The 25,230-nt window shown below is 68.0% G+C and carries 18 protein-coding genes and 3 pseudogenes; 8 read left to right on the top strand and 13 right to left on the bottom strand.

Going from position 1 to position 25,230, the window contains the following annotated elements:
* Positions 1 to 22 precede the first annotated feature (22 nt).
* The 12 genes from ACN27D_RS01020 to ACN27D_RS00965 form a co-directional block, all read right to left on the bottom strand.
* Positions 23 to 856 carry a PIG-L deacetylase family protein gene (locus ACN27D_RS01020; protein WP_120569330.1) on the bottom strand — a complete coding sequence of 278 codons (834 nt, stop codon included), beginning with the start codon at positions 854 to 856 and terminating at the stop codon, positions 23 to 25.
* Entirely contained in the window at positions 849 to 1,892 is a 1,044-nt protein-coding gene (locus ACN27D_RS01015) for a hypothetical protein (RefSeq protein ID WP_120569331.1), read from the bottom strand. Before ACN27D_RS01015 ends, ACN27D_RS01020 begins: the two co-directional genes overlap by 8 nt.
* Positions 1,885 to 2,124: a DUF6137 domain-containing protein gene (locus ACN27D_RS01010; RefSeq protein WP_120569332.1), complete on the bottom strand. Its 240-nt coding sequence runs from the start codon at positions 2,122 to 2,124 to the stop codon at positions 1,885 to 1,887. Before ACN27D_RS01010 ends, ACN27D_RS01015 begins: the two co-directional genes overlap by 8 nt.
* Positions 2,125 to 2,129: 5 nt before the next feature.
* A complete protein-coding gene (locus ACN27D_RS01005; RefSeq protein ID WP_120569333.1) occupies positions 2,130 to 2,789 on the bottom strand; it encodes a histidine phosphatase family protein in 660 nt (219 codons plus the stop codon).
* Positions 2,786 to 3,685 (bottom strand): radical SAM protein, encoded by a 900-nt coding sequence (locus ACN27D_RS01000; protein ID WP_421498271.1) that lies wholly within the window; start codon positions 3,683 to 3,685, stop codon positions 2,786 to 2,788. Before ACN27D_RS01000 ends, ACN27D_RS01005 begins: the two co-directional genes overlap by 4 nt.
* A 63-nt stretch (positions 3,686 to 3,748) precedes the next feature.
* Positions 3,749 to 5,374 carry a GMC oxidoreductase gene (locus tag ACN27D_RS00995; RefSeq protein ID WP_162959079.1) on the bottom strand — a complete coding sequence of 542 codons (1,626 nt, stop codon included), beginning with the start codon at positions 5,372 to 5,374 and terminating at the stop codon, positions 3,749 to 3,751.
* A 56-nt stretch (positions 5,375 to 5,430) separates the two neighbouring features.
* Entirely contained in the window at positions 5,431 to 7,221 is a 1,791-nt protein-coding gene (locus ACN27D_RS00990; RefSeq protein ID WP_421498270.1) for an ABC transporter ATP-binding protein, read from the bottom strand.
* Positions 7,218 to 9,071, bottom strand: a complete 1,854-nt coding sequence (locus ACN27D_RS00985; RefSeq protein ID WP_120573718.1) for an ABC transporter ATP-binding protein — start codon at positions 9,069 to 9,071, stop codon at positions 7,218 to 7,220. Before ACN27D_RS00985 ends, ACN27D_RS00990 begins: the two co-directional genes overlap by 4 nt.
* Positions 9,068 to 10,276 (bottom strand): glycosyltransferase family 4 protein, encoded by a 1,209-nt coding sequence (locus ACN27D_RS00980; RefSeq protein WP_421498269.1) that lies wholly within the window; start codon positions 10,274 to 10,276, stop codon positions 9,068 to 9,070. The genes ACN27D_RS00985 and ACN27D_RS00980 overlap by 4 nt, the downstream gene beginning before the upstream one ends.
* A gap of 115 nt (positions 10,277 to 10,391) precedes the next feature.
* Positions 10,392 to 11,531: a 2-deoxy-scyllo-inosose synthase gene (locus tag ACN27D_RS00975; protein ID WP_162959081.1), complete on the bottom strand. Its 1,140-nt coding sequence runs from the start codon at positions 11,529 to 11,531 to the stop codon at positions 10,392 to 10,394.
* 56 nt (positions 11,532 to 11,587) lie between these two features.
* Entirely contained in the window at positions 11,588 to 12,862 is a 1,275-nt protein-coding gene (locus tag ACN27D_RS00970) for a DegT/DnrJ/EryC1/StrS family aminotransferase (RefSeq protein WP_120569339.1), read from the bottom strand.
* A 149-nt stretch (positions 12,863 to 13,011) separates the two neighbouring features.
* Positions 13,012 to 14,034, bottom strand: coding sequence for a zinc-dependent alcohol dehydrogenase (locus ACN27D_RS00965; RefSeq protein WP_421498268.1), 1,023 nt, complete (start codon positions 14,032 to 14,034; stop codon positions 13,012 to 13,014).
* A gap of 202 nt (positions 14,035 to 14,236) precedes the next feature.
* Here ACN27D_RS00965 and ACN27D_RS00960 point away from each other — a divergent pair, with 202 nt between their 5' ends.
* The 7 genes and pseudogenes from ACN27D_RS00960 to ACN27D_RS00930 all read left to right on the top strand — a co-directional run.
* The gene (locus ACN27D_RS00960; protein ID WP_120573719.1) at positions 14,237 to 14,746 is read left to right on the top strand and encodes a hypothetical protein; all 510 of its coding nucleotides are present in this window, start codon (positions 14,237 to 14,239) and stop codon (positions 14,744 to 14,746) included.
* A 536-nt stretch (positions 14,747 to 15,282) separates the two neighbouring features.
* Positions 15,283 to 15,798, top strand: a complete 516-nt coding sequence (locus ACN27D_RS00955; RefSeq protein WP_120569341.1) for a hypothetical protein — start codon at positions 15,283 to 15,285, stop codon at positions 15,796 to 15,798.
* A pseudogene (locus ACN27D_RS00950) lies at positions 15,788 to 16,855 on the top strand (MAB_1171c family putative transporter); the annotation flags it as partial. The gene ACN27D_RS00955 and the pseudogene ACN27D_RS00950, both read left to right, overlap by 11 nt.
* Positions 16,856 to 17,060: 205 nt before the next feature.
* Positions 17,061 to 17,855, top strand: coding sequence for an APH(3')-V family aminoglycoside O-phosphotransferase (locus tag ACN27D_RS00945; RefSeq protein WP_421498267.1), 795 nt, complete (start codon positions 17,061 to 17,063; stop codon positions 17,853 to 17,855).
* A 52-nt stretch (positions 17,856 to 17,907) separates the two neighbouring features.
* Positions 17,908 to 18,643: pseudogene (locus ACN27D_RS00940) on the top strand (IS701 family transposase); the annotation flags it as partial.
* 110 nt (positions 18,644 to 18,753) lie between these two features.
* Positions 18,754 to 20,073, top strand: a complete 1,320-nt coding sequence (locus tag ACN27D_RS00935; RefSeq protein ID WP_420891099.1) for an IS701 family transposase — start codon at positions 18,754 to 18,756, stop codon at positions 20,071 to 20,073.
* Between the two features lie 1,339 nt (positions 20,074 to 21,412).
* Positions 21,413 to 21,759: pseudogene (locus ACN27D_RS00930) on the top strand (IS5/IS1182 family transposase); the annotation flags it as partial.
* A 1,250-nt stretch (positions 21,760 to 23,009) separates the two neighbouring features.
* Here ACN27D_RS00930 and ACN27D_RS00925 read toward each other — a convergent pair.
* Positions 23,010 to 23,348, bottom strand: coding sequence for a hypothetical protein (locus tag ACN27D_RS00925; RefSeq protein ID WP_120569345.1), 339 nt, complete (start codon positions 23,346 to 23,348; stop codon positions 23,010 to 23,012).
* Between the two features lie 1,343 nt (positions 23,349 to 24,691).
* On the opposite strand from ACN27D_RS00925, the gene ACN27D_RS00920 reads away from it, so the two are divergent.
* Positions 24,692 to 25,219, top strand: coding sequence for a response regulator transcription factor (locus tag ACN27D_RS00920; RefSeq protein WP_162959359.1), 528 nt, complete (start codon positions 24,692 to 24,694; stop codon positions 25,217 to 25,219).
* Positions 25,220 to 25,230: the final 11 nt, after the last annotated feature.

The following is a 25,230-nucleotide window of genomic DNA, read 5'->3' as shown; positions in this document are numbered from 1 at the left end:
ACACCTGACCCGCCGTGCCCGTTCACCGCTCCTCCGCCGTACTGGCCACGGTCCACACCCGCTCGGCCTGGGGCGTGGCGGCCGTGACGACAGGACCAGCCGGCTCCACATGGGTCCGGAAAGCCGCTGCAGTGCGACGGGCGTGCCGCAACGTCTCTCGCACACACTCGTCGTCGGTCTGGCTGCTGTACACGTGCATGCCGCGAACCTTCTGCTCCACCACCTGGGAGATGTCGATGTCGGTGTAGGGCAACAGCCCGCGCTCGTTCCGCAGTGTGCGCTCGACGTCCGCCAGCTCGTGCTGACCTGCGTAGGGCAGGTCCTCGTAGAACAGCACCAGAGTGCCCTCCCGGACCGCGCCGCGCACCGCACCGTGCACCAGCAGGTGGTCGATGTGGTTGCCCACGGCTGCCGGGGCCAATACCGTGTCGGCACCCGACGCACGGACCGCGGTCGCCACAGCATCCTCCACCGCCCCGCGCAGGTTGTCCGTGTCGGCCGGCGACGAGATCTCCGCCTCATCGTCGTAGCCGCGCAGGCTCGCGTCGTCGAACCCCAGCGGCTGATAGTCCGCCAGGCCGCGCAGCCTGCAGTAACGCAGCTCCTCTTCTCGACGCTGGGCGCTGATGATGCGCGTCCCTGCACGCCGCAGCCGCTTCGGTAGCGCCCACGCGGACCGGGTGAACACCGTCATCAGCGTGGCATGCGCCGGCCGGCCCACCGTGGCCAGCAGCCCGCCACACGAGTACGCCACGTCGTCCGGGTGCGGCGAGACCAGTAGTGTGCGCCCTTCCCGCAGCCGCGCTGCCAGGCCCCGGCCCGGCTCTTCGGTCGCCTCCCATATGGGCTCACCCATCAGACCGTCCCTCCTGGATGACCTCGGCGTACCGGGCAGCCACGTCCCGCCAGCCCGTTGTCAGCCGCGGCTGGGGCGCCAGCGTCCGGTTGTCCGCCAGCACCCGGTCCAGCAGCGTGTCCAGGGTGGGGGCGCGCAGCGACGCGAACTGGGGCAGGTTGCCCCCCTCGCCCAGCGTGGCCACCGGCACGCCGAGTTGGACGGCCTCGGCCGCTGCGAAGTTGAACGTTTCGTGGAACACCGACGGCAGCAGGAACAGTGCGGCGCCGCCGAAGACCTTCTCCCAGTCTGTGCGGATGTCATACGTGTCGAACATCTCGATCTTCTGGCCCGCCTCTCGCTGCGCGTGCACCAGTTCCCTGGCCTCGCGGCCCCGCCGCGACCAGGTGGCGAAGATGACCCGCAGCGGCACACCGGCGCCGATCAGTCGACGCAGGCAACGCTCTGCGTCGGGCGTGTCGATCTTGCCGAGCTGGAGCACCACCGGCCCGGATGGGTCGTGCAGCTCCCTCGCCGGAACGTGGTCGGCAGCCCAAGGGATGACCGACCGGCGCCGGAAGCACCAGGTCCAAGGCAGATCCCGAAGGAACACCTCGCGCATCGGACCGTCCGGGTGCGTGCCCCGCGCAGGGCACGAGTCCTCCGTGGTCGCGCCCGACGCGGCCGGTTCGGAGGCGTGCACCGGACACGGCCGCGGCGTGGACAGGTCCACCGACAGCCGACTGACGTCGTGCCAGATCCGTACCGTCCGGGAGTGCAGCCCCGGCAGCCGCCGCCATGCGTCGCCCCCGAACAGCGCGCTCTCCACCAGGGGGAACACCGCGTCGACTCGGTCCCGCTCTACGCGCGCCGAGAGCGCGTCCAGGTCGGCTTCCCCCGACTCGCGGTAGAACTCCGCGTCGACGTCGGCCTCGCGCAGCGCACGCCCAAGGTGCCACAGGGCTGTCTCCACCCCACCCCACGACAGGGAGTCGAAGCCCTCGTCGTAGATCTCGAACAGGGCTCTCGCCGCTCGTCGGCTCGGAACCTCAGACATGGTCCGCCTCCGGTGAGCACCGTGTGATCGCCGCCGTCACCCGCGCCACGAGGTCCCGCACCACGAACCGCCGGCCGGGCTCCGACCGGAGGGAGAGCGTGCAGTCGAAATAGCCCTCCAGCCGGTTGACGATGTTGACGAACTCGCGGTCGTCGACGTCCACGAACCCCTGGGTGACGATGTCACCGGCGTCGTCGCCGGTCTCGTCACTGAGGCACTTCAGGACGAGCATGCGGGTCAGGCGGTCCTGGCAAGGTGCGTTTTGCTGTTCGCCACCACCAAGAAAGCGCATCCGTCCTCCATTCTGTCCACGATGAACACACCGGTATTGCTGATCTTGAAGCGAGTGTGGTGGAGCAGGTCGTCGTCGAGTCCCATCAGTTCGAAGAGGAGGGCCTGCATCGTCTCGGAGTGCGACACGAGCACCCACGGTCCGCCGCCGTGGCCCGCCGGGCAGCGCTCGTCCAGGAACTCCCGCACACGCCGACGCTGCGCTGTCCAGCTCTCCACGCCGAATACCTCGGTCGTCGGCAAGCACAGCCGTTCCTCCAGCACCGCGTCCCACTCCCGGAGCGTGATCGGCCGCGGGAAGATCTCCGGCGCCCGCAGCTCGGCCAGTCGGGCGTCCGCCGTCACGGGTATGCCCAGCGCCGCGCCCAGAACCTGCGCCGTGCGCGCCGCTCTCCGCTGCGGGCTGCTGAATATCCGCACGCCGGGGTCTGTTGTCCGCACCGCCGGGTCCCCGGGCAGGTGGCGGGCGAGTGCCCGGGCTTGCCGCTCACCGAGCGGTGTCAGCCCGGCGTGTGGGTCGATGCCCGGCAGGACGTCCTCGTCCCGCAGTACGTTGACGTCGGCCTCCGCGTGCCGGACCAGCACGAACCGCTGGGCAGCGGTCATACGAGCGGCAGCGGGATGCGCCCCTGTGGTACGCGCATCCGCTCGCGTGAGTTGTTGAACTCCTGGTTGGCGATGCACGTACCACACGGCCAGTTGTCGAACTCACGGATCGGCCCGAACCCGTGCACCGTGTGCTTGGGCACCGAGTAGCAGTCGCACTTGACCATCCGGATCTCGTCCCCGGACACCTGGTAGTTGTAGCCGTTGGTGATCTGGTCGCAGACCGCGTCCCGCTTGCCGGTCTCGTAGATGTGGTTCCATCGGCGGAAGTACTCTGGCGGTGCGAGGAAGTCGGCCGGGTGTAGGTCCTCGTAGCGTAGGTTTACCGTCAGCGGCTGCCCCTTGAAGGCCAGCAGCGGCATGAAGTGCAGCAGGCCCTGATAGTCGCGGGACTTGAGCAGGTCAATGTAGGCGTTGACCTCCTTTACCGACTGGCCCCAATAGACAGTCTGGAGCTCCGCGTTCAATTCGACGGCGGCGTTGAGGATACGGTCGACCTGCTCCTGCTTCAGGCCGCGCTTGGCATTCATCGCCTCGGTGTGCCCGTCGACCGAGAAGACCCACAGCAGGTCCGGTCGGCCCTCCAAGGCCCTCGGTAGCTTGGTGCCGTTGCTCAGCACTTCGACGCGGTAGCCCTCGGCGGCGCGCTTCTGCAGATGATCGACGATCTTGGGATAGAGGGTGATCTCACCGTCGGACTCCACCCGGAACAGCACAGTGTCGGGCTCGTACTCGGCGAAAATCCGGTCCAAGGAGCGGATTGTGGCCGGCTGGTCGACCCGGGTCTTCTTGACCTCGCAGTAGGAGCACCGGATGTTACAGGCGCCGTCGACGACGATGTTGCGGTAGGCGCGGATCTGCCGTACGGGCGGCGGCCAGATGATGTCGGATGCCATGGTCCTGACTCCTCGCTGAGTGTGAAGGGTGCTCGGGTGAGAAGGGTTTGTGCGGCGGGTGGCTCAGGCATGTACGGCGTGCCGGGTCGTAAGATCGCCCGCCACCGCCCTGGCGCTGCGCAATGCGTGGGCCTGAATGGTCAGGGTGGGGTTCAGACCACCGGGGTACGGCATGAAGCTGCCGTCGACCACATACACATTGGGCGCGGAGTGGACCCGGCCCCAGCCGTCCACCACGGACGTGGCGGGGTCGCTCCCGGCCCTGCACGTGCCGTGCAGATGGCAGCTGCCGTGCGCGAAGTCGCTCTCCTCGTGCTGGATGCCGGTCGCGCCCGCCTGTCGCAGCAGTTGCTCGCAACGGTCCGTCATGTAGGAGAGGCGGCGCAGGTCACGCGGGTCCGGCGTGTAGTCGATGACGACGGCGGGTACGCCATCCTCATCGACGTGGCGGGAAAGCCGCACCCGGTTGTCCAGGTTCGGGTGGTCGGCAAGGATCGTCTCGATCCGCAATTCCAGTACGTCGTCCCGGAAGCGCTCGGGCATGTCGTTTTTCGACTCGTAGATCAGGCCTCCCACCCCGGTGGGGCAGTCGGTGTCCAGGTAGTGGTCCAGGAAGGCGATCGTGGAGAACGGCCCTGAGTGCGTGCGCCAGTCCGCGAGCGTCGTCCCCGCCGGAGCCTCGACGTAGCCTGCGACGTACTCGCTGAGCTTCATTGTCAGACCACGTCCCACCAGACCCGAGTGGTTGCCTACGCCATCCGGGGCGTGTACGCCGCGGGACCGCAGCAGTAGAGCGGCTGTCTGAATCGCATTGCAGGCGACGACGAACGACCAAGCGCGGATCCGGTGCGCGGTACGGGATAGCCGGTCCAGGCAGGTGACGGCAGTGACCGCATCGCGGCTGTCCTGGTCAAGCCGCAGTGCCCTTACCCCGGTCCGCAACGTGAAGTTGGGATGTCCAGCCATCGGTGCCAGGAAGACAGCCACGGCGTCGCCCTTTGCACCGGTTGAGCACTGGTGGCTCACGCAAAGCGAAGTCCGGGCGCAGGCCGATCGCCGGTCGTATGCGTGGCGATTGATAGCCAGCGGTGTGGGGAACGGCTCGTAGCCCAGCTCCGTGCCCGCTTCGTACAGCACCTCCGCGGCCGCCGTCGGCGGATGCGCCGCACCACGGCTGCTCTGCTTCCCCTCGCCCCCGCACACGCCGAGCCGACGTTCCAGTACGTCGTAGTATGGGGCGATTTCAGCGAGCCCGTATGGCCAGCGCACATCCAGGTCACCGGCGTCGATCAGTTCGCTCGGGTCGAAGTCGAACGGTCGATAGCGCCAGGAAGCGCCACCGTAGAAGACCGTTCCGCCGCCCAGGTTGGACGTCGTCCACGGCCAGCCCTCGTCGGACCAGCCGCCGTCGCCGTCCCGGACCAGCGCTGTGCGGCACATGTCGTCGAGTTCGGGGTTGCCGAGGTCCGGGGAGAGCCGGAAGCCCTCCTCGATCATCAGAACGTCCAGCCCTTGCCGGACGAGCCGGTCGGCGGCCACCGACCCGCTGGCGCCGCTGCCGATGACGACGACGTCCCAGACCCGGCCGTCGTCCTGGGAATCCCACCCATCGCGGTGCGCAGGCCCGAGCGGATCGGGGTGCCACGCGTGCCTGGTGTCCGTGGGCAGGGTGCCCCTGAGGCGCTCCATCGTGTGCCTTTCGTCGAAGGGGAGTTGCGTGGAAGGGAGACGGTGAAGGGTGCGCATTACGCGGACGTCGCGGCCAGCCACCCCTGATGCATGCCGGCGAACCGCCCACCCGCTCCCTTCAGATCCTCCGGAGGACCGTCTTCCATCACCGCCCCGTCCTCGATGACCAGGACCCGGTCGGCGATGGCGACCGTGGAGAGCCGATGCGCGATGATCACGGCCGTGCGGCCTGCGAGGACCTGGGTCAGCGCGTCGTGCACTGCCCTCTCCGAGGGCGTGTCCATGCTGGATGTCGCCTCGTCGAGGATCACCACGCGCGGCGAGATCAGCATCACCCGCGCCACCGCTATGAGCTGCCGCTGACCGGCTGAGAGACCCGTGCCACGTTTGTGCACGTCCGTGTCGTAGCCGTCAGGCAGGGCGCTGATGAACCCATGTGCGCCCACTGCCGCAGCCGCAGACAGGATCTCGGCGCGCGAGGCATCCGCGCGGCCAAGGGCGATGTTCTGTGCCACCGAACCGGAGAAGAAGAACGACTCCTGGGTGATCATCGAGATGGCGCCGCGCAGTTCGGCGTCGGACAGGTCGCGTAGGTCGACACCGTCCAGCGTGACCCGGCCTGCCGTGGGGTCGTACAGCCTCGCCAGCAGTTTGGCGATGGTGGACTTGCCGGCGCCGGTGGTACCCACGAGCGCCACCGTTTGGCCCGGTTCGAGTGCCAGGTCGATACCGGACAGTACTGGCGGACCCTGCTCGCCGTAGCGGAAGTGCACGCCTTCGAACCGCACGGCACCCATCTCCGCCCTTCCACTGCCCGCGGGCGGAAGCGCCACGGGGTGTTCCGGCTCGGCGACCGCCGGGTGACGCACGAACAGCGTCCCGATCTTCTCCAAACCCGCCGACGCTGCCGAGAACGCGTTGGCGAAGCTCGCGAGTTCGTCGATCGGGTCGTACAGCCGATGCACGTAGAGCAGGAACGCCGTGAGTGTGCCGAGTTCCAGTCGGCCCTGGTCGATGCGGTACACGCCCAGCGTCAGCAGCCCGAGCAGCGACAGGTTGCCGATGAGCTTCACTCCGCCACTGAAGGCTGCGCTGACCCGGCCGGCCTCCGCGCGCGCCGCGGCGTAGGACGTGTCGATCTCGCGCAGCCGCTGCGCGTTGGTTTCCTCACGGCGGAACGCCTGTACCGCCCGGATGCCGTTGTACGCCTCCATGGTGTGCTGGACCACGCCCTCGACGGCCGTCCTGGTGCGGCGGTAAGCCTGCCGGGACCGGTGCCGGAACCACCTCGTCAGCGCGTACAGCGGGACGAACAGCGCGACCACGACCGCGGCCATCGGCTGGTCCAGCCAGAGCATCACCGTGAGGATGCCGACCATGGAGAAGAGTGCCGAGAACAGCCCGTCCAGGCCCATCTCCAGCATCTCTTCGACCGACTCCACGTCGCTGGAGAGCCGGGCGACCACCCGGCCCGACGGGTACGACTCGTGGAACGGCAACGGCTGGCCCATGACGTGGGCGAAGGCCCGGTGCCGCAATTCGAACAGCAGGTCCTGGGCGATGCTGCCCGAGTAGCGCAGGAAGCAGTACTTGACGGTGGCCGTAGTCAGCCCGGCCGCCAGCGCGGCGGACGTGAAGCCGAGTAGAGGGATCCACCGCCCATCGGTCGCCGAGGGCACGCCGCGGTCGATGGCGGCGGCGATCAGCAAGGGCGAGACCAGCCCACACAGGTTCTCCACCAGGGCGAGTGCTGTGGCAGCGGCAAGCCTCCGCCGCTTGGGCCACAACAGGATGCGTAGCAGGGCGTTCCTTCGGGCCCGTGACCGCCCGTCATCGCGGCCGCTCATAACGTGTGCATCTTTCCTGCGATCTCACCCGCGGATCCGGCCGTACAGTCCGCTCCCCGCGCCCTGGCCCGGGCAGGCAGGGACGGCTGAACCAGCAACCGGTACTCCGGCTCACGGGTCATCAGCTCATCGTGCTTGCCCGTCGCGGCCACGCGCCCGCCTGAGAGGAAGACCACCTGGTCGGCGAGCCGCAGGGTGCCCGGACGGTGCGCGGCCACCACCGTGGTGACCCGGCTGAGACGTCCACGCAGGGCGGCCTCCACCTCGCGCTCGGTCCGCACGTCCAGCGCCGACAGTGCGTCGTCCAGCACGAGTACCGAAGGTCGGGGCAGGATCGCCCTGGCCAGAGCGAGGCGCTGCCGCTGACCGCCGGAGAGGCCCAGACCTTCCTCGCCGATCACTGTCGACAGCCGCTCCGGCAGCGCACGGACAAACCCGTCGGCCCGCACCGTCCGCAGCGCCTCCCAGACGGCCGCGTCGCCGTCCGCTCCCTCACCGGCCTTCTCGCGCGCCCCGCCGACGCCCCGGTCGCGGTCGACGCCCCGCACGCCCAGCGTGACGTTGTCCCGCACCGTCCCGGAGAACAACACCGGGTCGTCAAAGGCGCTGCACACCACCGACCGCAGATCCGCCAGCGCCAACTCCCGCAGGTCGACACCGTCCAGGGTGATACGGCCCGACGTCGGGTCGCCCAACCGGGACAGCAGCGACAGCATGGTGCTCTTGCCGGAACCCGTCGCCCCGACCACAGCCACAGTGGTGCCGGCCCTGATCGTCAAGGCCACCCCCCGCAGCGCCGCGACGCGCCCGCCAGGGTGTGCGTAGTGCACGTCCTCTAAGCGGATCTCGCCACGCAGTGGCGACGGCAGGAGCCGCGGCTGCTCGGGATCGGTCACCGTTACCGGCTCGTCCCGGACCTGCCAGTATCGATCGGCCGCAGCGGCAGCCGTGGAGGCATCTGCGGTCAGCCAGCCCAGCGTGTCGGCGGGCCAGCGGAGGTACGTGGCCACCGTCACCGCCGCCATCAGCGTGCCCAGCGTCAGTGTGCCGGTGGCGACGCTGTGGCCGCCATAGCCGATCATGGCCACGATGGCCAGGTCGGGCAGCGCTGTGATGATCCACCATAGCCCCGCCGTGTACGACAGTTTGCGCAGTTCCAAGCCGCGCAACCGGTGCACCTGCTCGGTGAATCGGCGCACCGTCTGCGGACCGCGCCCGAACACCTTCAGCACCCGCACGCCGAGTACCGACTCCTCCACCATGGTGGACAGGTCACCGCTCACTTCCTGCGCGGAGCGCGCCACCAACCGGAACCTCTGCTCGAACACCGTGGTGGCCACGACCATCGGCACGTATGCCACGAACACACTCAGTGCCAGGACCGGTGCAAGCCAGGCCAGCACAATCAAGCCGACGGCCAGGGCCGCGACGTTCACGATCAGGTAGATCGCGGAAAAGGCCACGAACCGCCCGATCTCCGTCACGTCCGACACGGTTCTCGACAACAACTGTCCCGACTGCCAGCGGGCATGAAACGACAGCGGGAGCCGCTGGATGTGCGCCGACACATCCGCCCGCATCGCCGTCTCGAGGCGGGTCGCGGGCCTGACCACGAGCAGTCGGCGTGCCCCCAGGAGGACTGCCTCGAACACTCCGAGTAGCGCGATCCCTCCGATGAACCACGGCAGTGCGGCGAAGTCGCCCTCCTCCACGGGACCGTCCACCAGCCGCTGGAGCACCAGCGGCATGGCCAAGCCCGCGAGCATCGACCCGAACGCCGCCCCGCACGCCCCGGCCATCAGCCAGGGGTGCGCGCGAAGGTAGGGGGCGCAACGCCGCAACGACGTCATGGCGTCCACCCGGCATCACCCTTAGAGCCGTCGCCGAGCGCCCTCCGGTAATGCTCCAGCGCCCGGTCGACGGTGTGGGCGCCATACACAGTCAGCAGCCCCGGAAGCGCCGCGTCGACCGCCTTTCGGTGCCGGGGCGCGTCGGCGAGCGCGGCACCGGCCGCACGGGCCAGTGCCGCCACGTCGCCTCGCGGCACCAGCAGCGATGGGGTAACCCCGCCGACTGTGTCGCGCAGCCCGCCGACGGCGTAGCCCGCTACCGGCGTCCCGCACACCATGGCCTCCAGGGCGCTGCCGCCGAGTTCCTCGTGGGCCGACGGCATGACCAGCGCATCAAGAGCAGTCATCACAGACGGCACGGCGTCGTGCGGGAGGAAGCCGGTGAACACGAACCGGTCCGCCAGCCCGGCAGCCGCAACGGCGTCGCGCATCCGCTTTCCCTGGGGCCCGTCACCCACTACGAGGAACACCGCTCCCGGCGCCCCCGACACCGCGTCCCACTGCCCCGCCATGGCCACGAAGTCCCGCCACCCCTTCTCATGCGCGACCCGGCCAACCCAGCCCACCACGGGCACGCTCGCCGGTACGCCGAGCGAGCGCACGTACTCCTCGGCCTCCTCGACCGGCACAGGCCGTACGTCCCCGACCGAGTCGGGCAGCACGTCCACCTGAGCACGGTCGAGAGGCAGCAGCCGCGCCACCTCGTCGGCCGTGCGCGCGGTGAGCGTCGACACCCGGCGGGCGTGCCGTAGGGCGTACCGCTCGGCGGCGTGCACCAGGCGGTGCTGCATCCGGTCGAAGCGGGACATGGGCTCATACACGGCCAGGCGCGAACAGTGCAGCGTGATGCAGTAGGGTGCGCCCACGATGCGCGACACGAGGGGCCCGACGAGCAGCGCCGACAGTTGCCCGTCGGCGTGGACGTGTACCAGGTCCGGTCGCCATCTGCGGCGCAGCGGCAGGCACGCGGCCAACACCGCGGCCAGCCACGCCTGGTTCAGCCCGACGAGGCCGGTCAGCTCCGAGCGCAGCCGAGGGAGGGGAGCCCGGGTCACCCGGACGGTGAGCCCGGGCCGGTCAACACGTAGGCGCGGCAGCCCGGGGAAACCCACGGTCATAACGTGCTGTTCCACACCGCGGTCGGCCAGCTCCCGCGACAGACGGAGGATCTGCACCTGCATACCGCCGACGGCGTCGAATTCCACAGGCCAGTCAGTGACGCAGTCATGGTGGAAGAAGGGGGTGAGTCGCAGCACACGCACGGAGAACTCCACGGTTTGGACGGCCGTCGGCAAGAGCGGTGAGCGATGCGGTAGCCGGCTACGGCAGTGGGGCGGTACCTGCGCCCCGCGCAGCCGTTCTGTCGACGACTTCCTCCAGCAGCGCCAGCGGGACGGAAACGAGCGGCAGCGAGCCTGTGCGCAGCACTTCGCCGGGCGCCGACAACAGCACCATCGGGGTGTGCCCGGACGGACTGTCGAGGTAGCCGCGCTTGTTGTCGTACGCGAGCCAGTTCTTCACGAGCGCGGTGTCGACGTGGGCAGGCACCACAGGCTCTACGCCACATGCGGCGACCAGTTCGCGGTGCAGAGCGACGAGCTCGGCGTCGGCGTGGCCCAGGCGGCGGGAGACCTCGGCGGCGATTGTCATGCCGACGGCAACGCCCGCGCCGTGCGCAACCGCGCCGCGCGAAGCATGTTCTATGGCGTGCCCCGCGGTGTGGCCATACTCCAGTACAAGCCCGGAGCGGCGCTCGTGCTTGTCATCCCAGGTGACGTCGGCCTTGGCCACCAAGCTCTCGGCGATGAACCAGCACAGGGTCTCGTCGTCGTAGCGTGCGTCGGCGCGCAGCAAGCGCCCGAGCTCGTCGAGCATGGTGGGCCGGATGGCGAGAGCGTTTTTGATCACCTCACCCGTCCCGGAACGGATTTCCCGGGCCGGCAGTGTGCGCAGCATCGCCGTGTCCGCGAGTACCTCGACGGGCTGGTAGAAGGTACCCACCAGATTCTTGCCGAAGGTGGTGTTGACCGCCTGCTTCAGCGACAGGACCGAGTCGAGCATGGCGACCACGGTGGTGGGCACATGAACGAGGTGGACGCCGCGGAAGAGCAACGATGCCATGAGGCCAGCGATGTTGCCGGTCACGCCACCACCAAGCGCGACGACGACGGTGCGGCGATCGGCGCCGTGCTCCAGCGCCTGTTCGGCGAGTGCATCGACGGTGGCCAGCCCTTTGTGCGGTTCGCCCACCTGGTGGGTGAGCAGGTGGGCCGGTCCGGCCTCCTTGTCGATGCGGGCGGTCAGGTCGAGGCCGTAGAGCGCGGCCACCGTCGTGTCCGCCACCACGATGTAACTGCTGGCGGCGAGTGCAGCCAGCCTTGCGACGATGTCCTCGGCGCAGTCGGTTCCGAGTCGGTAGGGGAACGATGCATTTTCCATCGCTATAACGTTGAACTGCATACGCTTTCCCGATCCTCCGGCGGTTGTCGTGGCTGGGGCGCGGCCTGGCGCCGTGGTCATTGCGCCAGTTCGGCGCTGTGCCGCAGAACCTTCGCGAAGGCCGCGGCGATGTCAGCCATGTCGTCGGCGTCGCCGAGCAGGGCGGAATGGGGCAGGGTCACGGTCCGCCGGGCGGCCTCCTCGCACACAGGCAGTGTGAATCGCTTTGGATCGATTCGTTTCTCGTGGGCCTGGCCGAGCGTGTAGCGCCTGCGCGTGTGCGGCGCGTACAGCTTGTTGGCCGGGATCGGGGTGTAGCTCGGCACGACGGACAAGCGCAGCTCGGCGGTGAGCGCGCCGGTCACGTCGGCGATGGGGACGTCCTCCAGCACGCCTTCGGGGAGGCGGACCGCGTACGTGTAGTATGTACGCAAGGTCGTGCCCTTGGACGGGGCCTGTGGACGCAGGCCCAGTTCGCCGAGTTGACTGTCGAGCAGTGCAGCGTTCACGCGACGCCGCTCGTTCTGTTCGTCGAGTACGGTGAGCTGCTCGACGAGGATGGCAGCCTGGAATTCTGAGAGACATCGGTTGTTGCCCATCAGTTCGCCGGTCTCGACGAGTTCCATCGCCCCGGGCGCGGGAGGGGTGGCGGAAAGGCAGCGCCCATCGGCCCGCAGATGCTCGACACGGCGGGCGAACTCCCTGTCATGGGTGATCACCGCACCGCCCTCGCCGCTGGTGAGGACCTTTGCGTGCTGCATGCTGAACGTGCCGGCGGTGGCCAGCGCACCCACTTTGACGCCTCGGTATGTCGCGCCGTGGGCCTGGGCGCAGTCCTCAATGAGGGGCAATCCGTAACGCTGGGCTATCCGTTTCAGCGCGTCCATGTCGGCGACGGCGGAGTAGAGGTGGACCACGACGATGGCCCGGGTGCGTTCGGTGATGTGTGCCTCGACCGCTTCGGGGTCGAGGCACAGCGTGTCGGGATCGACGTCGCAAAAGATGGGTACGGCGTTGACGCCCAGAATCGTGGAACCGGACGCGACCCAGGACAGGCCGGGCACGATGACCTCGTCCCCAGCACCGACACCGCACGCTTCCAGCGCGAGTATCAGGCTCGCGGTGCCGCTGGCTGCGGGAACGCAGTGGGGTACGCCGTTGTAGGCGGCGAATGCCCGGGCGAAGCGCTGCTCGCGGGAATCGGCACCGCGGTAGGGGCCGCTGATCGACCATCGGCCGGAGCCGAACACCTCCGCCACCGCGCCGGGGACACCGGGAGCGGGCTGCGGCCAGACCGGCCAGGGGCGCTCGCGCAACGCTTCGCCACCTTTGACTGCCAACCGGGAAGCCATAGGCCTTCCTTCCTGAAGTGATGCCGTGAATCTGCGCTTGGTGAACGGGAGGGGAGGAGCCGCCGGACGGTGCGCCAGGAATGGCCCGTGCGGGGCGTTTCCCCTGTCATTGCGCCGGCGGCGCCCGCCCAGCTCCGGCGGGCTGGCGTTCAGGCCTGAAGATTGAAGTAGGAGCGGGTGTTGCCGTCGGCGCGGCGTAGCGCGACGTCGAGCGCCTTGGCGTAGTCGTCGAGCGCGAACTCGTGACTCAGCAGGGCGACGACATCGACCGCGCCGGACGCGAGGACGTCGATGGCCTCGTCGAACCGAGTGCCGGGGCCCATGGACGCCTGGACGGTGAGCACCTTGAGCACGATGTGGTGGGGGGCCATCACAGCGGCTTCCTCGATGCGGTAGCCGACCAGACCGACCCGTCCGCCTGGGCGGACGGCCTCCAGGGCCTCTTGTACAGCGGCCGGGTAGCCGGACGCCTCCATGACGATGTCGGGCACCGCCTCTGGATTCTTCCGGGTCAGGTCGATCAAGGCGCCCGGCTCACCGGACACAACTGCCGAAACGCCCATGGCCAGCGCCGCGGCCCGGCGCTCCGACACCGGCTCGGCGACCGCCGTGACGATGCCGCCGCGCAGCCGCACGGCCTCGACCAGCAGTAGTCCGATGCCGCCGGCACCCACGACTGCCACCTTCTCCCCGGCCGTGACATTCAGCCGGTCCACCGCATTGAGGGCAACCGCCAGCGGCTCGGCTTGACAGGCGGAACGCAGCGGAAGGCTGTCCGGCAGGCGCTTGAGGTTGGCGACCGGGATGGTCATGTACTCCGCGCAGGCGCCGTCCCGGGTGAACCCCAACTCCTGGAGGTCCTCGCAGAGTGTGGGCTTCCCGGCCTCGCAATGCGCACAAGTGCCACAGGAGCACGTGAGGTCGCCCACCACGTTGGTGCCGATCAGTTCGGCACCCTGCGGACCGTTCACATCGACGACGGTGCCACTCCACTCGTGCCCCGGGACGACGGGGTAGGTGAAGCCGTGCCAGACACCCTTGTAGAAGGAGAGGTCGCTGCCGCAGACGGAGTTGTAGGCGACGCGGATCAGGGCCTCGCCTGGAGCCGGATCGGGTATCTCCCGGTCGGTGAGAAGAGCCCGCTCGGGGGCCTCGAATACCAGAGCCTTCATCGTGCCGAACCTCCGTGGTCAGGAGGGCCCGGCGGTCCGCCGGGCGGGCTGTTCACTAAGTGGATGAAGCTGCGCATGATGGTACGCCGAGTTGACACGAACTTGTCAACATAGGCTGATGGCTGTTTTGATGATCGGGTGCATGGCGTCCGCTTGAGCGGGCGCGTCCGGGGACTAGCCGGAGCGGGAAGGAGAGATGCGCATGCCGGTCAGCGGGGCGACCCCCAAGCCGTCGGAGCGTCCGCTGCTGCGGAAGTTCGACCAGCGCCTCAATGAGTTGATCGCCGCCCTGTACCCGGACGAGCGCAAACGGCCGGGCTACGGCCGGCTGGCCAAGGAGATCCGCGAGACCACGGGCGGCGCCATTTCGGGCACCTACCTGTGGGAGCTGGCCACGGGCAAGAAGCGCAACGTCACACTGGAGCAGTTGGACGTACTGGCCGAGTTCTTCGGGGTGCCGCCTGAGTACTTCCTCAACGAGGAGACGGCCGAACGCGTCAACTCGCAGCTCAAGCTGGCCACCGCGCTGCGCGACGCCCGGGTGCGCAACCTCGCCCTGCGGGCCGAGGGACTGTCCGCAGAGAGCCTGGACGCCCTTCTCATCATGGTCAACGCAGCACGCAAGGTGCAGCACCTCGCGTCTCTCGACGACCAGGACCACCAGGCCGCTCCGGACGGCGGCCAGATCGAAACACCCGGGGATACAACGTAAGCGAAATCCAGGGCGACCGGAATACGCCCATAGGCGTCGTCCAGGACGCCCAACATGGGGAGGCTGTCATTTATTCTCACACCGACCGACGAAGGCGTGGGGTAATGCCCTCCACGCCACCCGCCGCCAAGAGTTGCGTGAGCGGTCCGAGACGGGGAATAACCGCTTCCCCCTCCTTCCTGACTGAGTGGTAGCGCACCAACGGCCCACACACGGACCTAGACACGGTCGACGTCGACCGCTTGTCCGCATGCTGGAGCGCTCCACCGACTATTTCGCTCGCGCCTCGCCATCGCGACATGCGGCGACCGTCTGGTGGCTCGCCCTGCCCAGACCTTCCGCTACGCCCCCTGTGCGTGCGGGCGAGACGCCGATGCCGTCAGGCCGCTGCGCCGACATAACGCCATCCGGCCCAGACGGCCCGCGGCCCTCCAGCCGTGCCGTCACGGCCTCACACGGCCGCGCGGGCGAGCTCTCAGTGGACGGTCCGCGGTGTTCCAATGCCGCCCAAAGGAAGGCCGAACGGTAACTGCCGCATGTCGTACAGGATCGCCAGGCTGCGTCGACGCTGTCGGCCGCTGCTGCGCCGACTCGACCTGCCTCACCCCTACTCCTTGGAGACGTTGTGTGCGTATCTCGTGGCATACCGCAGGCGTCCGCTCCGCCTTCACCCGCTTCCCCTTCAAGCCGTCGCGGCCGGGGCATGCGGCCTGTGGATTGCCACCGACACCGACGACCACATCTTCTACGAGCAACGCACTGCACGGTCCCACCAGGAACACATCGTTCTCCACGAGATCGGCCACATGCTCTTCGGCCACCACGCCCTGACCGATGCCGGCGCGCTGAAGGCCCTCTTCGGCGACCTCAGTCCTCGGCTGGTCAGCCGCATGCTGGCCCGCACCAACTACTCCACCAGCCAGGAACAGGAGGCCGAGATGCTGGCCACGCTCATCCGCCTCGGAGAGGCCAGCGCCGAGCGGAGCCGGCCGTCCAACATCTACGGCAACCTGCACGCGGCCCTCGGAGTGAGCACTGACCATGAGCTCTGACTTACCGAGAGACTGGGCCCTCGCACTGGACCTCTCCAGCATCGGCCTACTGTGTGCGGCCCTCCTGCTGCGGGCCCTCCCAGCGATCCGCCAACCCCACCATCGGGCCCTGTGGCTCGCGGTCGCCTCCGCCGCTCTCGCCATGATCCTGAACATCGAACCGGTCCGCGAGTGGATCGCCGCCGTGACCGGTTCACCCCGGGCCGTCGCCATCGTCAGGAACCAGATCGGCGTGATGTCCGCCGGCGCCGTCCTGCTCTTCACTGTCCGCGCCACCCGGGCACGGCTCCGCAGCGGCGCACTCCTCGCCGCCATGGCCACCGTGATGGCCATGCTCCTGGCACTCGCAGGGCTCGGAGCTGTCCCCCCAAACAGCCACGGGCCATTCTTCGCACGCGCAAGCATCCCCTGCGCCGCCTACTGGTTGCTCCTCACAGCTGTTCACATCACGGCCTGCGTGGTCTGCGTCTGGGTCTGCTGGACTTACGGGCGGCGAGGCCCTCACCCGTCCGTCAACCTCGGTCTGGCTCTCTTCGGATGGGGCACCGCGTTCGCTGGACTGTTTTGGCTCGCCCATCTTGTGCTCCTCGCCATCGGCTCCAACCCCGGCACCGCGCTACGCGCCCTGATGAGCCTGCACGCCGTTCTGCGCGCCGCCGCGCTCCTGGTACCCACAGTCGTAGAAGTGCGCCACGCCGTCCGACACGCCAGCACCATCTGGCGGATCTGGCCCCTATGGCAGGAACTGGTCGACGCCGTACCACACGTCGCCCTGTCGGCCACCCGCTCCCGGGTGCTAGTGCTCCTCCAACCTCTTGTCCCGCGTCAACTGATGGCCTATCGGACGGTCATCGAGATCCGCGACGCCATCCTCATCCTCAGCCACTACGCGGATCCGGCCGTTTTGCGTAGCGCGCGCGCCCATGTGGCGCGCCAAGGTGTGCCCGCCGAGCACACGGACGCCCACGTGACCGCCTGTGTGCTCCGCCGGGCCCGCACCGCCAAGCTGGCCGGCGCCCAGCCGGGCCCCGCCGCCGTGGTTCTCAGCACCAACCAGGACACGGGCGACCTCGCAGCGGAGACGGCCTTCCTGCTGCAGCTCACCGAGGCTTATCTCTCCCCGTGCGCACGGGACTTCGACGGACGCCCACGCCCACCCCCGCAGGCGATCCTCAGTGAGCCGAACCGCTCGTGTCCGAAATTGTTCAAGCAGTATCAACATTCCCGGAGAAAGCCGCGTGACCTCTGCCATGATTCCGACCATGTACGCCATCTTGCGCCGGAAATACCAGCACTACGAATGGACCTCCGTGAACGAAGGAGATTCGGGCGCCTCCGTTTACCGCCTCGCCGGACAGCAGCCCGAGCTCTATGTGAAATTCGCTCCGCGCGAACCGGAAAATTCCGCGTTCGACCTGGCGGGCGAGGCCGACCGGCTCACCTGGCTCACCCGCCACGGCATCCCGGTTCCGTGCATTGTCGAGTGCGGCGGCGACGACACCTCGGTTTTCCTCGTCACCGAGGCCGTCACCGGCGTATCGGCCGCCGAGGAGTGGCCGGAGCACCAGCGCTTCGCCGTCGTCGAGGCGATGGCCGACCTCGCCCGCACCCTGCACGAACTGCCCGTCGGTGGCTGCCCCTTCGATCGCAGCCTGGCGGTGACGGTTGCCGAAGCCCGCCACAACCTACGCGAGGGCCTCGTGGACCTGGACGACCTCCAAGAGGAGCACGCCAACTGGTCCGGTGACCAGCTTCTCGCCGAGCTCGACCGAACGCGGCCCGAGAAAGAGGATCTGGTCGTCTGCCACGGGGACCTGTGCCCCAACAACGTGCTGCTCGATCCCGAGACATGCCGAGTCACCGGAATGATCGATGTGGGCCGCCTCGGCCGCGCCGATCGCCACGCCGACCTGGCCCTCGCCGCCCGCGAGCTGGAGATCGACGAGGATCCCTGGTTTGGCCCCGAGTACGCCCAGCGGTTCCTCGAACGCTACGGCGCGCACCACGTCGACGAGAACAAGATGGCCTTTTACCAGCTGCTCGACGAGTTTTTCTAGAAAGGCTCCGTTAGGTCTTCGGGTGCGGTCTGTTCCTGGACATGGTGGATGGATGGACGCACATGAAGTGAACCGTGTCCGGGCGAAGTTGACGTTGTACGTGGCTGACGTGTTCGCATCGGCGCCGCGTAAGGACCAGCGGGCCAAGGGCGACTGCTATCTGTGGGGATTGATGCTGGACGGCCCCCGCACGTCGGTCCAGGCCATGGCCTCGAGGCTGCCGGACGGCAGCGAGTAGAACCTGCAGTTCGTGAAACAGTCCACCTGAAACCCGGTGCCGGTGCAGCGGCGGATCTGGGAGCGAATGCTGTCGCTGATCAGCCCGACGGCCTGGGTGATCGACGACGCGTCTGTGCCCAAGGAGGGAGGAATGTCGGTCGCTGTGGCCCCGCAGGACTGCGGGGCCACAGGTAAGCGCGCCAATTGCCAGATTCCGGTCAGCGTCCATGCCGCCAGTGCCATCGCCTCCTGCCCGCTGCGGTGGCGCCTGCTTCTGCCCAAGCGGTGGGCGGCGGACACCGACCGCCGCACCGTTACCCGCATCCCGCACGGGATCGGACACCGTGAGAAGTGGCGGCTGGCGTTGGACATGCTCGATGAGCTGGCCGGCTGGGCCATGACGCCGCCGGTGGTCGTGGCCGACGCCGCTTACGGCGCCAACGCCCACCCGAGCGGCCGGCCTGACCGACCGGAAAATCGACTACGTACTGGCCGTCCACGCGGACGGGAGCGCACACGACATCACCACCTCCTTGGGCAGTACAACTAGCGGGCAGCCATGGACCGGTGCAGCTAGTACGGCAGCCGCCGTTTGAGATGTCGCTGGTGGGGCCGGGTAGACGAGGTGCGGCCACCGCGTGATCGTCTGTCTGCTGTGGACATAACTTCAGATCTGGCGGTGGCCGCGTGCCACAGCGTAAACCCTGCCCGGTGGCGGCAGGTTCTGGCCGGGGTGTGCGAGGCGTTCGCGGGACGGTTCGGGCGGGTCGAGCCGCGGCGCACGGCGACGGCGTTCGTGGCCGGGCTGCTCTCGGATGTCGAGGTCAAGACGTGTTGGCAGTTGGCGGAGCAGGCCGGGCATGCCCGGCCGGACGCGATGCAGAGGCTGTTGTATCGGGCGGTGTGGGACGCCGACGCCGTCCGCGACGATCTGCGCGACGTGGTCGTGGCCCGGTTCGGCGACTCGGACGCGGTGTTGGTCGTCGACGAGACCGGGGACCTGAAGAAGGGCACGCATTCGGTCGGGGTGCAACGCCAGTACACCGGCACCGCCGGCAGGATCGAGAACGCGCAGGTAGGGGTGTTCTGCGGCTACGCCAGCCGGCACGGGCACACGCTGATCGACCGCCGGGTCTACCTGCCGGTGTCGTGGACCGATGACCGGGACAGATGCCAGGCCGCCGGGGTTCCCGATGAGGTCGTCTTCGCCACGAAGTCCGAGCTGGCCGCCGACATGATCACCGCTGCGGTCGACGCCGGCGTCCCCGCCGCGTGGGCGGCTGCGGACGAGGCCTACGGCAACAGCAGCGTCTTCCGCGCTCACCTGCGCGAACACCGCCTGGGCTATGTCCTGGGCGTCTCCCGCAGTCACCTGGTCCCTCTCGACGGCGGCAAGACTCGGGTGCGGGCTGACCGGGTCGCCGCCGACCTACCGGCCTCGGTGTGGCAGCGCCGCAGCGCAGGCGCCGGGTCGAAAGGGCCACGCTTCTACGACTGGGCCTGGCTCGACGACGTCTGCACCGATGCCGACCCCGACGACGGCGGCCACCACAGCCTCCTGATCCGCCGCAACACCACCACCGGCGAGCTGGCCTTCTACCGCTGCTGGACCCCGCAACAGGCCACTCTTGCCCAACTCGTGCGGGTCGCGGGCATCCGCTGGACAGTCGAGGAAAGCTTCCAAGCCGCCAAGGGCCAGGTCGGCCTCGACCAGCACCAGGTCCGCCGCTGGGACTCCTGGCACCGCTTCACCACCCTGGCCCTGGCCGCCCTCGCCGTTCTGGCGATCTGCGCCGCCGACGCCGACGACGACTCCACCGACACAGGACTGATCAAGCTGACCGTCAACGAGACCCGCCGGCTGATCAACACCCTCGTACTCCGCCCGATCCGCGACCTCACCCACCGTCTGCGCTGGTCAGACTGGCGCCGCCGCCATCAAGCCCGAGCCCGCCAAGCCCACTACGCCCGACGCCTCAACCTCGAACTCCAGCCATGATCCCGAACGGCGGCTGCCGTACTAGAGCTGCTTGATACCGCGCCTCACCGCAATCGGTAGTCGGCCGGACCGAACGCGGACGGCCGAATGCCTTCGGGATCCCTTGGCCTTGCGATGGGCGGTCTCGCTCAGGACGCACAGGCAGATCTTCTGGCGCGTGCTCCCGCAGGTGGTTTGAGCCCGTAGGTCAGGATCAGGTCGGGCAAACCGGGGTCGACCGCCCCCGAGCCCGGTGCGGCTTGGTCCAGCCCAGCACGGTGCAGAAGAGCGGGCGGTCTGTGCGCGCCCACAGGTGATCACCGGAGGTCATGCATGCCCTGCTTGCAGGCCGGGGATGTCTTGGTTCCTCAACGGGGTCACGATGCACGTTCGACCGTCCATAGAGGATGGAAATAGCTAGTTCCAAGCCGTCGCCCGCGAGAGCTATATTAATCTAGGCCCCCAGGCCAAGAGCGGCCTCGGTCACAGACGTGGGCGGGGCCGTGAGCCCTCTCTGATCGGTCGTCGGAGAGGCGAAAGCGCCCCCACCAGCTGGTGGGGGCGCTTTCGCGCAGAAGGATGTAGTCGTGGCACCGGTGACGGAGTGAGTAGCGCTCGCGGCCAGCTACCGCTAACCATGGTGGCTGATCCTCCTGCCACTGCCAGCTCCGCTGGGCCTATCAGACGTGGTGCCGAGCCTGGACTTGCGCCAGCGGTAGCCAGGGCAATGGCGCGTGATCCTGGTTTAGGACCGGCTGCTGTTACTCGGCTGGCCGGGGGCGTTCGGATAGTCGTTGATCCTTATTTTATTGCCGATAGCTACACGCCATGAAGGCGACGCGGCGAGCGGAAGTGCCGTGCTTGCGCAATCACCGACGTACCGGAGGTTGGGATGACCAGACTCAATCGACATTCATCCGATGCTGCGGAGCGGGGCGCAGTCAGCCTTCGACGCGCCCTCATCCTTGGTCTGCTGTCGCTTGTTGTGGTCCTTGCGATGGTCGCATTCGAGTTGACCCGATCCTCGGTATGAACCGCCCTCGGCGGGAGGGGCCTTACCGAGTAGCACGTGCCGCCGCATGGCTGGAATCACCTAGACGGGGTCAGCGAGAACGGTCGGTGACCCGGTTGCGGGTGACAGCGGGCCGGCCATCCAGTGGGCGCCGTGAATATTGCCGCCACCAAGCTGCTCATGCTAGTGAGGAAAGGGAGGTGCCCTAGTTTGCAGGAGGCACTCCCTCGACGATCCGCCTACCCCAGCACTGCGTCAAGGCCCAGAACGTCCGAAGTGCTCTGGATTTGCTCAAGCTGCATGCGGTGCCGCCGGGCGGGGGGCGCAACCATACCTCCGGGCCCGTAGAGCACGAAGATCCATCTCGCCATCCACGGCCGCTGCTGGCCGCTGTCGATCCTGCTGACCTGGCCAGCTGTCGACAACCTCAACTCCACGCGCTGCTCGATGCGATCCGGGGTCAACGAGCCCAGGCCCAGCCGGCTCCGCAAACGCCCCGACATGCTGATCGCGCACAAGAGAGACGCCCACAACTCGACCCGCCGAGCGCTGCGGCAACGCGGTATCCGAGCATGCAGTTCCCGCCCGTCCAACCAGGGCGGCCGCTGCGCTGCCAAGGGGCAGCAGCGGCGGGCGACCAGTAGCCTTCGACACGGTGACCTATCCCCGTGGAACGCTGCTTAGACCGACTCAAGTAGTTGCGTGACCTGGCCACCGGCTACGCCAAATGCATCTCTCTACCCGATGACGCCGAAGCCACCGACTAACGGCCGCCGGTTGAGAGTCGCTGGCCTCCACCGTGCTGCGCCACGTCCGCTAGCGGCTGGACAATTCTCGCGGGAGGCGCTGCCAGGGTGAGGTAGGCAGTGTGCGGGAGCTGCGGGACACGTCGGACGCCCGTGGTGGCACATGACGTATGTGTAGCACTTACCTCCCGTGTCGGCTGCGCTGTGAGGAACGCTTGACAGACTTCGTCGGCCGGCCCGCGGCCGACGCAATGCCGGGCGGGCGGACTTCATAAGGACACGCGAGGGGGTGCCTGTCGTCGAGGCCGAGAACCGCTCCGTCTCCGCGATAGCGGCCCATGGTCAGCCTCGCGGAGATCCGGCATGCTCTGCACCCTGCGATATGGCCAGCATGTCCGCTATCGCAGGCTGGCACCGACACTGCCGGATCATGGTGACATATACCACGATCGAATGATCCAGAAGGCTCCAAGTCCAGTACCGTCGATCACGCAGTTGCGGCACGAACGCTTGCCGCCGGCGGCTCCCCGTTGGCTGGCGGTAAGCCGCGCCCCCCGGGCCTGCGGGAACCCGGGGGGCGCACCTCCGCATGCGGACAGGACAACGCCCGGCTGTCCGAGAGGACCTGTTCATCCGGGCGGCAACTCTTAACCGTCCTGGACGGCGATGCCTCGGGTGGTACAAGTGCGGCTCGATGTCGTCGACAGATTTACCACGGCCAACCCCGATATTCGGGCGCCCCTAGATGCCGCCAGTCCACCGTCGCATCGGTGCTCGTGGGATCGGTCCGGGTGCCGACGGCGGACGTTGGCGGCATCGCCGCCGCTCACCTGCTCTCCGTGGCCCCGTCCCAGCCTGCTCGGCGCAGCAGGATCGTCGCCGCCACCAGCGCACCCACCCTCCTCGTGCCTGGAGTCACGGCCTTCAGCGACCCGCGCACACCGTCGATCGCGCACCTCCGCGTTCGGAAAGACAACGTTGTCCCCCAAGCGCGACGAGCACCCAGGCCGGCGGTATCGACCAACAGCGGGGGACAAGACCTAGTCGAGTGACGTCTTGTAGCGCGGGTAGTTCTTGTGGCACTTCACCGTCTCGCCAAAGTGCCGAGGTGCTTCTGGCTATTGAGCCATGCCGTACGGTAGGTGCGCCTGGGTATCCCGAGGCTTCCTGTCCTGGTCTCCAGCGCCGCCGCTGCGGGCTCATGCGGGTGGGGGCTGCTCTAGCAGCCACTGCTCGACTTCGTTGATGTGCTCGATCGCGGACCGGCCGCTGAGATTTGCCAGATCCGCCGCAAGCGCTAATGCGATGAGGCAGGCGACGTTGCGTTTGACGACCACCATGTCCCGGACCTTCCGCCGCAGCTCTTCGACGGTGTCAGCCTCCAGTCGGCCGCAGCCGTGCACCTGGTTCCAGAGGATCTCGTTAGGTGACTGTCCGACGGGGTGCTCATCGTCGAACGCGCCGAGCAGGCGGGCTCGCATGAGGCTGGTGAACTCGGTGATTTCTGCGGTTACGTCGACAGGTGGTTCTGTAGTCATTGGTCCCTCAGGTCAGGTCTTGGCCGTGGGTGCTTTGCCCTCCCACCAGTGCATCTGGTGAGGATCATCTCGATGAGGTGCGAGCCTTTCAACGCATCCGGCTTCGCAGCGGTCCCTGCCGCAGTGACAGGGATCACCGAATCATGCCCGTACGCCTCGTACCTCCCGGCGACCCATGACCGAAGTTGCCACCCAGTCCACACCGGTGGGCATTGATGCTGCAATAGGTCGGAACGCAACGCCTTGCCGATGCCCCCGCACCTCCCTTGCGGTCAGCCTGACCGGCGGCAGTGAAATCCTGCCCATGTCGACAGGTCCCCCGGTTTATGGTGTCCGCGCCATCTTGGCAACGAGCCGAACGGGTCCACGCCGGCCGCAGCTACGCTACTACTCCTATCGTCGCCAGTAAGGCGCGAAGAGGGCCACTCCATCATCGTCCAGCGCGGCACTGACCCCTGCGCGGACTGGCTGCCCGACGTTTTGTAGTCGAGCTGGCCATCGCCCTGCTGCTCTAGTTCTGCGCCCCTTCAGGCCCCCAAGGAGATCAGCGTCCACATTCATGGAGCATTCCTGCCTCGCCAGTGCCGCCATCTGCTGGCACCGCCTCAGGCTCGGCGACGGCGCATCGTGCAACCGTGTGCCGTACGCTGCCAACCCGCGAGCCTGGTGTCGCTACGCCCGACGTCGAAGCTAAGGCGAAGGCGCCGTGCTCGCCGCGCACCCTCCGCCTCCACGCCTCGTCGCCGCCTTGGCTGTAGTCGAGGGCGTCTGCCTACCGACAGCCAGATGACGAAGAAAACCAGCTTCGCAGGGAGCAGCTGTGGCACCAGCGGTCCGCCGTCGTACTCACCTGGCGACGAAACCCCGAATCATCCGTGCGACAGGGGCACGTCGTTCTCACGGGCAAGCAACTGCGAAGTTCCTGGCTGGAAACGATCACGAAGGCAGCCCCGCCCGGCTGCGGGGATGGCTGCCCATTCGTCGGGCTGATGGCCAAAACGATGACATTACTGAGCGCCGTCAATTGGTCACGGCGATATGATTCGGCGTCGGTGCGAAGGGAAGGATGTGCAGGTCGTGTCATTCCCCCGCCAGCTCGCCGCCTTTGCGGCGTGGTGACCGGGTCCCACGACGCGGACTCGGTGGCTTCGTCCGCACCCGCGCAGAGCGACGCGAACTGCGACAGTACGAAGCCGGGCGACACTGCCTTGCAATCGACCAGACTCGTCTGGGGGCCAGCTGTCGGCTGGCCGCTCCAGCATCCGTCGATTCACGTAGCCGTCATCGAGGAGCTGGGACTGCTGCGTGCAGCGTTATGCGCTGTGCTGTCCAGCCAAGGCGACATGACGGTCGTCGCCGACGTCGCCGACGTCGCCGACCTGCCGACCCTGGTGCGCCGGTGCCCACCGGACGTTGTACTGCTCAGCCTGGCCGTCGAGGCGCCCGATCCGACTGCGGTGATAGCGGATGTCACCGCCGTGGTCCCCGGTGCCGCCGTCCTGGCGATGAGCAGCCGGTGGAGCCCTCGAGTACTCAAGGCAGCGGCGAAGGCCGGGGCGCGGGGCTTCGTGGGTAAGGACGGGCCGTTGGACGAGCTGATCCGGATGGTCCGCTCCTTGGCCGGGGGGCAGCGGGCCATCGATCCGACCGCTGCCGTGGCGGTACTGAAGCCTGCGACCTGTCCCCTCACCTGCCGGGAACTGGAGGTGCTCCGGGTCGCAGCCGAGGGCCTACCACTCAAGGAGATCGCACAGCGTCTCTTTTTGGCGCACGGTACGGTGCGTAATTATCTCTCGGCAGTGCTGCGTAAGACCGGTGCCGAAAACCGGCTGCAGGCGGTCCGGAAGGCCCAACAGCACGGCTGGCTGTAGCCGGGCACGGA

Source organism: Micromonospora sp. WMMD1274, assembly GCF_049179035.1.
Taxonomy (GTDB): Bacteria; Actinomycetota; Actinomycetes; order Mycobacteriales; family Micromonosporaceae; genus Micromonospora; species Micromonospora tulbaghiae.
The sequence above is the reverse complement of the archived record's forward strand: the minus strand, read 5'-3'. Positions and strand labels throughout refer to the sequence as shown.